Genomic DNA, 12,276 nt, shown 5'->3' with positions numbered 1-12,276 from the left:
TGCACCGATCAAGAGGCCCGATTGAGGTCTTTTCTGAAAGGACAGGTCCCATAGGAAAGAAACTTGTGCTCGAATTTTGCAAATAAATTATAGAGGTCGTCAATCGAAGTGATGCGTTTATGAGCGACAATGAGATGTTAAAGAGAATTTCAACCTGGACGCCGCTTGTTTCGGGTGTCGCGTTGGCGACGCTTACTGTGTTCAATGTTGGGTACTTCTCAAAGATTGGAATTCATTTTCTCGGAGTCGTCGATTTTAGCAATGTTGTGTATTCGTTCGGTCTTGCTTTTGGTGTAGTGGGGATGCTTTTTCTTTTGATCGGATTCGATACGTTTGACTACGTACGCAAACCAATTGATTTCGAGAAGGCGTTTCCCTTTACGTTGGCGCTTAAAGTAATTGCAGCGATTGTCTTTCTTTCATTCTTGCTCGGGCTGGTCTTCGATTGGCAATATCTGAGAACTGACATTTATGGAGCGATAGCTTCATTCTTCACAGCTTTTTGTATTGGGCTTCATGGGTATGTTCGTTTAAGAGCGTCAGGAAATTTATTGCCAAGCGACTACATCCTGGCTTTTGCTACAGCCCTTATTGCTCTTCTATTTTCTGGTCGTGCTGTCGCTGAAGGCCAAATTGTGTATCGGTTGACGTACAACGTCACGACAACAGACAGGTCTTTAAATGACGTTCGGCTCGTAAGATCTTCTTCAATGGGCTTTATTATTGCTGAAGGAAGAAAAATACTTTTCATTCCAGCGTCACAAGTTAAGCAAATAGAGTCCAGAACGCCGGCCAATTGAAAAAGGGCATTGCGGTAGAGCTTCGGACAGAACGTCGCGATGTCCTTTTGAGAATGGATGAGGGCCGTGCGGATACTCAGGAATCTCAATGTCCAACGTCGGGAGGTCAGTTAACGACGGAGGCGTCATCGATATCGCCTGAGATTATGACTATGTGGGAGATACGATAGACATCAATCAATTTAAAAGTGTCAGGCTGCTGACAAGGAAAGTCGCCAATGGCGTCAGGCCCGGCTAGGGAAATGGAAGGACGCCCAATCCGTCTGGAAGTTCTCAAAGCGAGATAGTTGGCGGTCTATCCAATATATTCCTCTTCTGCGCGTGCGGGCGGCAAAGCCGGTCAGTTACTATGCCAAGGCCGACGTGATGCGAACAATTGGTCGACTGGAGTTGAGAAGGAACCGCCGGGGCGGTTGGCGGGTTGCTGATGCCGGGTCAGGCCAGGTCATCAGCCGTGATATGGAATTTAAGTAGGCGGCGAGCATTGAGAGGGCTTTCTTTGCCGATCAGGATGAGCGCTGCCTTGGCATTGTCGGCAATCGTTCCGTACGCGGGATCTTGCTGTCGAATTCCGTGAAAGCCCAATGCCGCGCCAATGACACGGCGAAGTCGCAACCCTTCTAGATTTTTGAACATGTTGTAATAGTCATCGACCGACAGGGTTGCGAGCAGCTTGGTGTCCGTCTGGCTCCAGCCGTGATTGAAGCCGATGCTGTGGAGGATTTCCTCCGGCGAGCGCTCCTCGCGAAACGTTTTCAGCTTCTCTGCAAACGCATGAAGTACGTCCGGGTCTTGGATGTTCTCGGTAAACGGATGCGACGCGAGGTCGTAAAAGTTATAATCCTCGTCCTGCCTTCGCTTGATAAAATGCGCCAGCACATATTTGGCGGCCCGTTCCCGTCCGAGGGTCTTCAGCAGACTCACGGCGCCGTTCAACTCAGACGGGGTCACGAATTTCGCGTGAAACTGCATCGCGCTGACCAGGGCGCGGACGATATCGCGGGTGTTGTCTTTGAATGACTCGTGGAAAAGCGCCCATGCGTCAGCGAAGGACTTTGTCGAGTCCATCTGCTTCAGTCGCTCATTCATTTCCTCGGCATTGCGCTTGATAAGGTCTTCGTCGAAAAAGCCACATTTGACACCGTCGAACAAAGCCAAATCGAAAGCGTCAGTTGAGGAATAACCGTAGTTATCGAGAAGCGTATCCCACTTGTGCTGTTCCGGCTGCTCGTCTGCATCATCAAACACACCGGCCATTTGGTCATCGCGGCGGGCCAAGATGAAGTCGATGAGGGCGTTGTCATCCGCCGCAGTCCTGGAGAAGTAGGCCCAGCCCAACAGTGTGAGGGTGGAGGCTGCCTGTTCGGCGACCTTTTCGTGATAGCCGTTCAGTACCGGCAGCACATCGGCGAACAATCGCTCAATCTTTTTGATGACGCGGATATTGGACACGCCTAGGGAAATGCACCGTTGAGAGAGCAGATGCGTCGTGGGTGCATCCTTGTCCAGCGCAATTCTGACGCTCTCCTCTTCGGTCGGAGCAAAGAGGAGCGACAGGTCGATGACCTTCTCCTGGTAGCGGGCAAGGTCTTTGGCGTCTGTGTCGGTTAATGCCTCATCGTTGAGGATCATAACGACCTTACATCCGCGGCGTTCGGTCAGGTATGACACAAGGCCAAGGACGTCGATGATCCGCAGATTGCTACCGCGGCGTTCCAGATCATCAATGCACACGATACGGTCGCGCACGGCGAGGAACGAAATCGCCTCCAGCGTGGCGGAAGCTCCTTTAAATCGCGAGATGACCGATATGAGCTGCGTGCCAAACGACTTCACGACGAAATCGGTGTTGGTCTGCAGCGTCTTCAACGAAGGCTCGATGCCAACATCCTTCGTGTCGATAGTGTTCTCGTAGATGGAATATTTTAGCTCGTTGAGATTCTGCAGGCCGAAGAGTGAGACATAGGCATACTTCTTGAGGCCGATGGTGGCCTTCGTCTGTTCAAGAAGCTTGTTCCAAAGATAGGTCTTGCCGACGCCCCATGCGCCCCTAAGAGCGAGCACCTCAGGCTTGGAAGATTCCAGGAAGCGGACAATCTCACGGGTTACCCGGTCGGTCGCCGTGCGTTCGATGTCGGTCAAGATTGGCCCCCGCTAGCCTTAAGCGGGCAAACACTAGCCGAACATGACCAAAACGGTATAGTGGAGCGTCCTGCCCAAGCGAGCACATCGCACAGGAAAGTCCGAAGTCGGAAAACGGTCACGGGGTTATCCGACATAGGCTATCCGGTCGGGGGCAAAACGACCGGGATGGGACGAGGCCACCGGTGTGCAACAACGGAGCCGATGAGGGGGCGCCAGGAGCAGCTTTGACCGTTTGTCCTTGCCGTCGCCCCCAAGTCGCCAAAACAAAAGGCCCCTTATCGGGGCCTTTGGAGTTTCAGCTTAATCGACGTAGCTGACGTGGGACTTGGTCTGCAGGAAGTTGTCCGCATCCGGGTTGGTCTTGGACTGGTGGAAGCCGGTAAACAGGCCCCCGGTGATGCGACTGCAAGGCTGAGTACAAAAGCTATGGTGGTTTCTTCTCGTTGATTTATATCCGCCTTAGGGCGTGATGGAATCATGACCCAAGCTTAGATTGCCGTCACTACGGCTTAAGCCACTGAAAACATGCGGATGACGTCCATGAAGCAGACGGACAGAGAGGGTGTGAACGCCGTTGAGGGCATTGTCCTTCGAGAATTGAAGTGGGTGTTTAGAGAGCAGCCGATTTCGGACTGGGGTATCGATGCCCATGTCGAGGTGACAAACCAGGACGAACCCATCGGCAGGCTGCTCGCCCTGCAGATCAAGAGCGGCAAGTCGTTCTTCCGGAAGCGCGGCAACAATTACGTATTCTACGGGGAGGGCCGCCACCTTCGCTATTGGCGCAACCATTCCCTTCCAGTGACCATAGTGCTGCATGACCCTGATACCGGTCTGACGCTTTGGCAGCGCGTCGAAGAGAGCCTGATCAAGTTTGGCAAAAACGACCGGTGGTCAATCGAGATACCGCCCGACCAAATCCTTAACGCCGACGCGAAAGAGGGCTTGGAGAAAGGCGTCTCGGACATCACCGCGCTTCGCAAGCTGAGGCTAACCTTCGATCTTCCGTTGATGAGGGAGTTCGCTTCGAAAGACGAGGTATATCTCGTTATTGATGAGTGGGTGAACAAGAGCCTCGGCTTTCGCGATGTAAGCGTCTTTTTCGACGCAGATAACATCGACGATGGCGAGCCCGACCATGTAATCGGCATGTGGTACCCGACCCATAGCATCGGCGAGTACATGGCCAACGTCTGGCCGTGGCTGTCATACGAGTACATCGACGAGGTGCCTGAATGCTCCGGGTACGAAGAGGTCGAAGCGCACAAAATCAATGTTGTGCTGAACGACATCGGCAAGGCTTTTCTGACGCTCGAAGATTATTATGCGAACGGTGCGGAGGTGATTGAACCCGAATATCCTGAGTCTGAGCTGGAATATGATGCGGACGCTGAAGAGTATTATGCCTGGATCGAGGAAGAGGAGCGGAAGGAAAAGGCTGGCGAGAAACCCCCGCTCGATCCCAAGGACGCCCCGTTTTGACGTAGTGTGGTGGGAAGCCGCTGATTCGTTAGGGATACCGTGAGCGACGCGTCCGAACAATCGATCGAGGAATTGTTGGCCACGTCAACGGCGCCGGCCATCATCCCATTTGAGCTGAAAGGCTTCGCTGACGAGGAGACAGCGAGAGCATTAGCCAATCGCACGACAACCTTCATCAGATTCATCGGCACCCGGATGAATCTGGAGAATCTGGTCGGCGTTACTGTCGCATATGACTACGCCAAGGCCCTGACTGAGATCGACCGCGGGTATGAAACCCGGCATGTCCTCACGCCTTCAACCGAGATCGCGCATGGGGTCGCGATGGCGCCCGGCGTATTCCGTGATGGCGTGCTCAAGACCTACCTGGCCTTCAACGCGAATGTCCTGATGCATCTGATGGAGGGGGAGGGCGAGAACTTCTCCCAGGTCTATTACCAACTCGCACACGAGTGCGGTCACGTCCACGACCGCACTGCATTCGATGTCGCGATACCGGGCCTTCTCCAGCGCCCTTATGACTTTGGGAATGAATTGGCCCGCATTAAGTTTAGTTTGGGCTGGGGAAGCTGGGGTGAGTACGCAGCGACCAGACTGAGCGCGTCGTTCTATCCTGAGCAGATCGTCCATTTCGAGGAGACATTCTTCGCCGCACTGGAAGGCCTCGATGAGCGCATTGATGCAGCGATGGATGCTTTCTGGTATGATGGCGATGGATGGAAATGCTTCAGGGCGGTCACTGGCGAGTACGACCGGTTTTTCACATTCACCTCTTATCTCATCGGACACATAAGTGGACTAGACGGTGAAGTTGACCGAGCGCCGAAGTTCAAAGAGTTCTTCCAGTCCGGCAACTGGCTCGCGCAATACCTCATTGAGTTGGACAAGGTGCTTGAGAGCATCTGGAGCAATTACGGGGATTGGAAGAGCTTCGAAGAGTTCAACGGGATAGGCGAGCTGATCGTGTTGATTGCAACTACGCACGGCGTTCACCTAACGGAAGATGGACTCGCCATCTACTGACCTGTTGCCAACATCAGCGGTGCTGTGCGCATAATCGGTTGTGCCTGCAAAAGCCGCCCGCAAGCCCGGACGTACGTTCGATTATCTCCCTGCATATTCTGACCAGGCCGCGAAGCTCTGCCGCCTTGGCGCCACGAATGCAGAAATTGGCGACTTCTTCGAGAAGGACGAGCGCACCATCAACAGATGGAAGACAGACCATCCCGAGTGTTGTCAGGCCCTAAAAGCAGGGAAGCGATTATTCTTCCAAAATGAGTGAAGGCCGCTGCACTGCCGCGCGGGTTCGCTTCCGAAATAAGCTCACGAATGAAATTCCATAACATCGGATGTGCGATCATGACCGGCTAATCCGCATTTCATGACATTCGATGGGCGAATCCTAATTCGGTTCAATGCTCTGCATCTTTGCTAAGAGGATGTCATTGTAAGCAGGTCCGTCTTTGCCTGCGTGGACTCTTCGATGGCAATTTGGGCATAGAGAAATAACAAATGCAGGATCGTCGGGCCCGCCGTCACTAACGCGCCGAATATGATGGGGCTCAAGATAGGGGCTACCGTTCTTCCGGATAAATGGCGCTGGAGAGTTGCATCCCTCACAGTTTGCGCCGGCGCGCATAAGCACGTAGTTTCGAACATCTCGGCTTCGTTGGTAAACATTTCGAGTGCCGGCAACTTGAGTTGGCGGAAAGATGCCGGCAGAAGCTTTCGCCAGGGCGCGAAGCTGCTCTAGGTCATTTTTGTCATCCAGAGGTGCATCCTCCGTGGCTTCGAATATCGCACCAAGTGGTCGAAGTTCAAAAACGATTGCATCACGTTCATTGTTCTCGCGATCGGGTGCTCGCTCAATGTGGTGTTTTTCGTAGACCATCTCGCTTACGAATCGGAGGCCTTCAGTGGTTTTGCGAAAAAGCAGCAGACCCTTTCCTTCGGCCGCATGTGTAGCAATCGCTAAATTTCCGCGCTGCAGCGCCATATCGCCGACTTGTCCTTCGCCGAAATACTCAAATGCGCCGTCAGCCCGCATGCGATCGGCATAGCCGTGTTCTAAACCTTCTTCGCCGGTAATGATGAACACGACTGGGTGCTGTGACGGTGTGATGATTCCCCCTTGCTGCTGACCACCAAATTTCGCATGGATATCGGCGCGCCGATTGTACACCTTATCTTCTTCGAAACCCCAGCTCATGAACCCGCCCCCCTACCATTCACCAGTAGAATGTTACTCAAGCAGCAGAGGTGAGCAATGGCCGAGAGGAACATTCCATAGGATCGGATCATATCCGCTTAGAAAATCGCTGTGCGGCGGTGATCCGATTGGAGAACAGATCAATGTTACGCTGGTAGATCTCGTCGCGTAAGAACTTGAGCTCATCAGCTTGGCTTGCTTCCGGAACATCGACATACCAAGCTTTGGGGCGGCCGTTGGACCCATCATTCCAGCGATACTTTCGCTTTTTCAGTATCTCACGGAGATCGAAAGGAGATTGCTCAGCCCATATACGTACCGTAGGCTTGCGAGCGGATTCGAGTAGCAGCGCAAGTGCCGTACTCTCACTCCCATTTGGCTTCATCGACATAATTTCTAGCAGTGCTTTGCAATCGTCGGCTGCTCGATGTGAATGATGAAAGTAACCGCATCCTGCCAAGAGATAGGCTAGCCGGGATCCTTCAAAACCCAGCTTGCGCCATTCGACCTGGGTTGCCGAGCAGGCCCAGTTCTTGTGCTCAAAGGTCGACCAATAGCGTTCGCTAAATTGGCGATCGAAGGCTGCATTGTGAGCGATGATGATCGCTGCGTCTGCGACGAAGCTGTTGACGTCATCGGCTGAAATTCTATGGCCGGCGACGAGTTCGTCAGTAATCCCTGTTAGCTCTACAATTTCGGATGGTATCGGCGTAGACGGCTCATTAAACGCCTCGAAAACATCGGTGATATGGGTGATTTCACCGGAGGGGAGATAGGCGAATTTCACCATCCCCAATTCAATAATCTCGTCCTTACTCGTGTCGAGACCGGTCGTCTCAACGTCGAGCGCCACGCCAACCCTAGTGTTTTCACTTTTATCGGGGACGCTCATCTCGCGTGGTTTTAGCCGGCGAAGGACGCGATAGTCCGGGCAGAGCGAGAGCTTTTCCGCCATGGCGTCGAGTTCGGAGTTTGATACAGTCATGGTTGTAGCGGTCCGGAATAAAGCACGTCGACTATGCGGGATGCCCATCATATTGAACTGGACGACGGATTTTTCCAAGGTTTGCCGGAATATTTTCGGGTAGGTTGGCTGGCAAGCACACTACGGGTCCGTTGATGCTGCCTTCTTCAATAGAGTGGAAGCGAATTCGCACGCAGGTTATTCAGCGGGATAACTTCAAATGCGTGGAGTGCGGGACTGTCGCGAAAAGCGCAGATATCGATGTGCATCATCTGCTGCCGAGGTCCGCAGGTGGTACTGACGATCCATCAAACTTGGTCACCCTCTGCGATGGTTGCCATGCGGCTCATCATCCAAAACTCGCAGGCGGGCTTGCTCGGCGCGCAATCGAGCGCTGGGCTGTTCGGTTGGCGCGTTGGCTGGACCGTGACGGAGAGGTGGTCGCAGAGAGTCAGGCCTTTGGTGCTGGGCTTCGCTTGTTCGGCCTCGATCGGTTCAAAGAAGGCCAGCTACCGATCATCCAGGCGGCTTTAGCCCGACAATCGTTGTTGGTTGTAAGTCCCACGGGCTTCGGCAAGACCTTATGTTTTCAGCTGCCTGCTGTTTTGCGGCAGAGCATTAGTGTTGTCGTCTCGCCGCTAAAGGTCTTGATGGGAGAGCAGGTTTCCTCGCTTCTTCGACGTAAGATTCCGGCAAGCTTCATCAATAGTGATCTCGATTCGGGCGAGAAGCGCCTGCGGTATCAACTTCTCTCACAAGGCAGCTTTAAGCTTCTTTATGCCGCGCCGGAGCGCTTCTTTGTACGAAGTGGAGCCGAGCAACAGGTGCTGCGCGCGATGCGCCCAAGTTTCTTGGTGATTGATGAGGCCCATTGTGTCGATCAATGGGGGCGAGATTTTCGGCCCGAATACGGGCGACTTAAGGAAGTGAGAGAGGCGCTGGGATCTCCTCCGATCCTGGCATTCACCGCAACCGCCGGAACAGAGATGCAGCAGCGCATTCTGCATTCTCTCGGAATTCCTGATGCGCGGGTGTTTGTCCGCGGCGTCGATCGGCCCAATATTGCGCTGCTGCGCTGGCAGGCGCCTGCCAAAGAAAGATCGGCGATCATCGCAGCTCTTTGCCGGCTTGCTCTTCCCGGGAGCGGCAAGTTGATGATTTTCGTGCCAACTCGCAAGATTGGTGAAGCTCTGCAGGCCCATCTCGCTCGTGAAGGGCTTGAGACGCCGTTCTATCATTCGCAGCTCGGTAATAGCTGGGAGCGAGAGCAATTGCTTAAGCGTTTTGTCGGCGACAGCAGACCTGTCGTTGACCGTATTATTTGCACGAGTGCTTTCGGAATGGGTCTCGACGTACCGAATGTGCGTATGGTTGTTCATTGGCAGCACCCCGGTTCGATCGAGGATTATCTCCAGGAGTTTGGCCGTGCTGGTCGCGATGGAGCGCCGTCTGTCGCCGTCCTGCTACAGGGAGGGGAGGTAAAAGAAGATATCGGCCTGTTGCGTTACATGGCCCAACGAGCAATCAACGGATCCAAGTTGAGCGATGAAGCGGCCATCGTGGCACTGCGGCACAAGCATGAGCAGATCGCCGTCATGGCCAGTATGGCGCGTAAGAGTGCCTGCTTCCGCAAAGCGTTGGTTGGCTATTTCGAGGGACCCGAGAAGGTGACGCGAAGGAGCATATCAACGCGCATTATGGAATGGGTCTTTGCCGACGCTAGGCGTAATCAGAGCCGAGTGGCTTGCTGTGATGGCTGCCATCAGGTCGAGATCGTCAAGAAAGGGAGATTGAACTTCATTCGCAAAGTGCTGGCTTCATAGCGGGGATAGAGAACTCGCGGCACCTTCCATTTTCTAGGTCGACGAAGCCCGCGTCCGGCGCGCGGGGGAGTTTTTTGTTCCATAACATCGGATGGGCGGCTCCGATCAAAACCCCAAGGTGCGGCATTGCCCAGACCAGGCCAAAGGCAGTGTCTTTGGAATCCGGGCCAGCGTGATGGTTGGCGGTTGATCACCCGTCAGAATGGCCTCGGTAATGGAAGGCGCCAGAAACGCATAGCGCAGCTCCTGCCGAACGACTTTCGGATGGAGTTTGACCGACGTGGCTATCGCCTCGACGCTGTCGAATTTGCCCAACTTTAGATCCCGCAGCCAGGCATGCGCACGAACAATTGCCTGCAAAAGCTTTGGATCTGGCTGATCGGCATAGTTCGAGGATGGCGCCAGTGCGGGACCGTTCTTCACTGAGGCTTGCCACGGAATCTCGATGGTTTGTGCATTGTCTGATTGCAGGCGGATCATGATCTTCTTGGGATGCACGACGACGTCAGCAACGGAATCCACGACAAGATGTCTGAGCTGATCATCGGGAGTCTGCACGTCCAGTGCGAGGTGCTCCCGGATCGCCGTGATGACCAGGTTCTCGATGGCCTGTGCTGGAATCCGGGCAACGGAGCCGGCTTGAGTTTTTCTGCCGCGCATAAGAGCGCGTGAAATATAGAACCGATAACGAATGCCGTTCTTGACCGTAAAGCTCGGGCTCATTCGGTTGCCACGATCATCGAGAATCTTGCCGGTGAGAAGCGCCCCGCTGGTTGATCGACGGGTTTGTGTGGTGACGCGGTTTTCGGCGAGCAGTGTCTGCACCTGATCGAAGCTCTTTTGATCGAGAATTGACTTGTGCTCAGCCGGATACCATTTGCCATCATGATGGACCTCGCCGAGGTAGACGCGGTTCTTCAGAAGATGGGCGAGGGGACCATAGGTGAAGGGGATGCCGCCACGAAATTTCGGGACCTTGGTGTCGCGCCGTTTGGTGACGATGCCGCGCTGGTCGAGATTCTGGACTAGGCGGCTGAAGGATTTCAGAGCGATATATTGCCTGAAGATGGTGCGGACGGTTTCGGCTTCCTTCAGATTTATAACGAGTTTCTTTTCTTTGGCCTCGTAGCCGAGGGGAACAGTCCCGCCGGTCCATTTGCCTTTGCGGCGGGAAGCGGCGACTTTGTCCCGGACGCGCTCGGACGCCAGTTCTCGCTCGAACTGGGCAAAGGACAGCAGCACATTCAATGTCAGCCGTCCCATAGACGAGGTGGTGTTGAACTGTTGGGTCACAGCGACGAATGAGATTGACTTCCGATCGAAGGTCTCGACCAGCTTGGCGAAGTCAGCGAGAGATCGGGTCAGGCGGTCAATCTTGTAGACGACAATGACGTCGATCAGACCGGCCTCGATGTCTGCCAGAAGCTGCTTCAGGGCAGGGCGATCGAGATTGCCGCCGGAGAACGCCGGATCATCATAAGGCTGAGGTAGAACACGCCATCCCTGTGAGGCCTGACTCTTGATATAGGCCTCACATGCTTCCCGTTGAGCATCGAGCGAATTGAACTCAAGTTCAAGACCGTGCTCAGTGGATTTACGGGTGTAGATGGCGCAGCGAACCGGTTTCATATTACTTGCGGCCACGGCAGGCTCCCTTTCTAACCCTTTTTGCCTGGACCGTCTTGCTTGCTTCTTTGCTTGCCGTCCGCAGCCCAAAGAACTTCGGGCCATTCCACCGCGTGCCGGTGATCCGATTGGCGATCTCCGAGAGGCTGGTGAAGACCTCCCCTTGGTAGGCGAAACCCTTGGCCAACACTGTGACCCTATGCGTTTGTTCGTTCCAAACCCGCACCAGTTCCGAACCGGGTTTAATCCGCTGCGGCATCTCAAGAGGGCCAGTCTTTCCGGAAGCTACCGATCGTACCAGTTGGCCGAGTAGCTTCTTCGCCTCCCCAGAAAAGCCGCCATAGGCTTTGTCCTGTACGCGCTGGGCAATACTCCGCCGCAGCAGGTCTGGCCCAAATGCCCGGGGAGGTTCGGACCGGATTAGCTCCCGATATCTGATCCGCAAGTTGGCAATAGACATGGAGCCGATCTGTTTTAGCTCGGCTTCCACCCTGGGATCGATTGGTCGCCCATTCGATGGGGAACGGGTGTGCATCACCTCGAGCCTGCAGGCTTGCCAATCCGGTAGCGGCGCTCGCCACCAACCTTGTCAGAGATCAGATTGAGCTTCAGTTTCTTGCGGACGACTCCCGCAAAGAATCCTCGCACTGAATGTTGCTGCCACTCGGTGGCTTTCATGATAGTGGCGATGGTGGTGCCGGACGGCGCGCGGAGCATGTCGAGGACCCTGTCCTGTTTGGACACGGCCGCATCTGGCGTCTTCAGAGTTACCGGCTTCTTCGGCGCGACAGGCGGCGGAGCCTTCAAAGCTGGTTTGGTCGATCGCTTTGGTGCCGGTCGGGATTTACGCGCCGTCTTGCGAGGTGGCTTACGATTGCTGGTGGGCATTCTGGTTCTCCTGCATGCATGACAGCATCCTGTGCCGCCACTGCTGCAAGCCCGTCGGTTGCCGACGGGCGGAGAATCCATGGATTCGAAGGGATCGATCTTATTTGAGCGACAACCGGTTGAGCAGTGAAGCCGCATCCTGCAAACGGCCGGTCTCATAGACGATCTGTTCGAGATCCATCGAGACTCTCACGCCTTCACTAATGCTTCCAGCGAGCGCGCAGGCTTCAGCAGCTTTGGCGATCCGAGTGGCCTCGCCGAGGCGAATGCCGATCTCGGTGAGGATCAGTCCAATTGCCTGTTCTGTGATTTTGCGGTCCATCATCTGCCTCCATTTAC

11 protein-coding genes are annotated in these 12,276 nt (G+C 54.5%); 4 read left to right on the top strand and 7 right to left on the bottom strand.

Annotation, left to right across the window (positions count from 1 at the left end; genetic code table 11):
* Positions 1 to 119: 119 nt before the first annotated feature.
* Entirely contained in the window at positions 120 to 800 is a 681-nt protein-coding gene (locus HNQ36_RS17165) for a hypothetical protein (RefSeq protein WP_056296680.1), read from the top strand.
* A gap of 435 nt (positions 801 to 1,235) precedes the next feature.
* Here the strand turns inward: HNQ36_RS17165 and HNQ36_RS17160 are convergent, their stop codons facing one another.
* Positions 1,236 to 2,942: a P-loop NTPase fold protein gene (locus tag HNQ36_RS17160; protein WP_056296679.1), complete on the bottom strand. Its 1,707-nt coding sequence runs from the start codon at positions 2,940 to 2,942 to the stop codon at positions 1,236 to 1,238.
* A 543-nt stretch (positions 2,943 to 3,485) separates the two neighbouring features.
* Here HNQ36_RS17160 and HNQ36_RS17155 point away from each other — a divergent pair.
* On the top strand, positions 3,486 to 4,427 hold the full coding sequence (locus HNQ36_RS17155) for a DUF4365 domain-containing protein (protein ID WP_162244593.1): 942 nt from the start codon (positions 3,486 to 3,488) through the stop codon (positions 4,425 to 4,427).
* A gap of 39 nt (positions 4,428 to 4,466) precedes the next feature.
* Positions 4,467 to 5,450, top strand: coding sequence for a hypothetical protein (locus HNQ36_RS17150; RefSeq protein ID WP_056296673.1), 984 nt, complete (start codon positions 4,467 to 4,469; stop codon positions 5,448 to 5,450).
* Between the two features lie 379 nt (positions 5,451 to 5,829).
* Here the strand turns inward: HNQ36_RS17150 and HNQ36_RS17145 are convergent, their stop codons facing one another.
* The gene (locus HNQ36_RS17145; protein WP_056296668.1) at positions 5,830 to 6,636 is read right to left on the bottom strand and encodes an HNH endonuclease; all 807 of its coding nucleotides are present in this window, start codon (positions 6,634 to 6,636) and stop codon (positions 5,830 to 5,832) included.
* A gap of 88 nt (positions 6,637 to 6,724) precedes the next feature.
* On the bottom strand, positions 6,725 to 7,621 hold the full coding sequence (locus HNQ36_RS17140) for a 3'-5' exonuclease (protein ID WP_056298723.1): 897 nt from the start codon (positions 7,619 to 7,621) through the stop codon (positions 6,725 to 6,727).
* A gap of 134 nt (positions 7,622 to 7,755) precedes the next feature.
* Here HNQ36_RS17140 and HNQ36_RS17135 point away from each other — a divergent pair, with 134 nt between their 5' ends.
* The gene (locus HNQ36_RS17135) at positions 7,756 to 9,423 is read left to right on the top strand and encodes a RecQ family ATP-dependent DNA helicase (RefSeq protein WP_082512608.1); all 1,668 of its coding nucleotides are present in this window, start codon (positions 7,756 to 7,758) and stop codon (positions 9,421 to 9,423) included.
* A 105-nt stretch (positions 9,424 to 9,528) separates the two neighbouring features.
* Here the strand turns inward: HNQ36_RS17135 and HNQ36_RS17130 are convergent, their stop codons facing one another.
* From HNQ36_RS17130 to HNQ36_RS17115, 4 genes are all read right to left on the bottom strand, one after another.
* Positions 9,529 to 11,067, bottom strand: coding sequence for a recombinase family protein (locus HNQ36_RS17130; RefSeq protein ID WP_056296662.1), 1,539 nt, complete (start codon positions 11,065 to 11,067; stop codon positions 9,529 to 9,531).
* On the bottom strand, positions 11,054 to 11,509 hold the full coding sequence (locus tag HNQ36_RS17125; RefSeq protein WP_347339981.1) for a DUF2924 domain-containing protein: 456 nt from the start codon (positions 11,507 to 11,509) through the stop codon (positions 11,054 to 11,056). Before HNQ36_RS17125 ends, HNQ36_RS17130 begins: the two co-directional genes overlap by 14 nt.
* Before the next feature lie 74 nt (positions 11,510 to 11,583).
* A complete protein-coding gene (locus HNQ36_RS17120) occupies positions 11,584 to 11,937 on the bottom strand; it encodes a DUF3489 domain-containing protein (protein WP_056296656.1) in 354 nt (117 codons plus the stop codon).
* A 100-nt stretch (positions 11,938 to 12,037) separates the two neighbouring features.
* On the bottom strand, positions 12,038 to 12,259 hold the full coding sequence (locus HNQ36_RS17115; protein WP_056296653.1) for a hypothetical protein: 222 nt from the start codon (positions 12,257 to 12,259) through the stop codon (positions 12,038 to 12,040).
* Between the last annotated feature and the right edge of the window lie 17 nt (positions 12,260 to 12,276).

The organism is Afipia massiliensis, assembly GCF_014203115.1.
Classification (GTDB): Bacteria; Pseudomonadota; Alphaproteobacteria; order Rhizobiales; family Xanthobacteraceae; genus Afipia; species Afipia massiliensis.
Note: the sequence above shows the minus strand (reverse complement) of the source record. Positions and strands in the feature narration are given on the sequence as shown.

Excerpts from the sequence above, each read along its gene's own strand:
- HNQ36_RS17165 (WP_056296680.1), top strand. The coding sequence starts at position 120 with ATGAGCGACAATGAGATGTTAAAGAGAATTTCAACCTGGACGCCGCTT.
- HNQ36_RS17155 (WP_162244593.1), top strand. The coding sequence starts at position 3,486 with ATGAAGCAGACGGACAGAGAGGGTGTGAACGCCGTTGAGGGCATTGTC.
- HNQ36_RS17145 (WP_056296668.1), bottom strand. The coding sequence starts at position 6,636 with ATGAGCTGGGGTTTCGAAGAAGATAAGGTGTACAATCGGCGCGCCGAT.
- HNQ36_RS17140 (WP_056298723.1), bottom strand. The coding sequence starts at position 7,621 with ATGACTGTATCAAACTCCGAACTCGACGCCATGGCGGAAAAGCTCTCG.
- HNQ36_RS17135 (WP_082512608.1), top strand. The coding sequence starts at position 7,756 with ATGCTGCCTTCTTCAATAGAGTGGAAGCGAATTCGCACGCAGGTTATT.
- HNQ36_RS17125 (WP_347339981.1), bottom strand. The coding sequence starts at position 11,509 with ATGTCTATTGCCAACTTGCGGATCAGATATCGGGAGCTAATCCGGTCC.
- HNQ36_RS17120 (WP_056296656.1), bottom strand. The coding sequence starts at position 11,937 with ATGCCCACCAGCAATCGTAAGCCACCTCGCAAGACGGCGCGTAAATCC.
- HNQ36_RS17115 (WP_056296653.1), bottom strand. The coding sequence starts at position 12,259 with ATGGACCGCAAAATCACAGAACAGGCAATTGGACTGATCCTCACCGAG.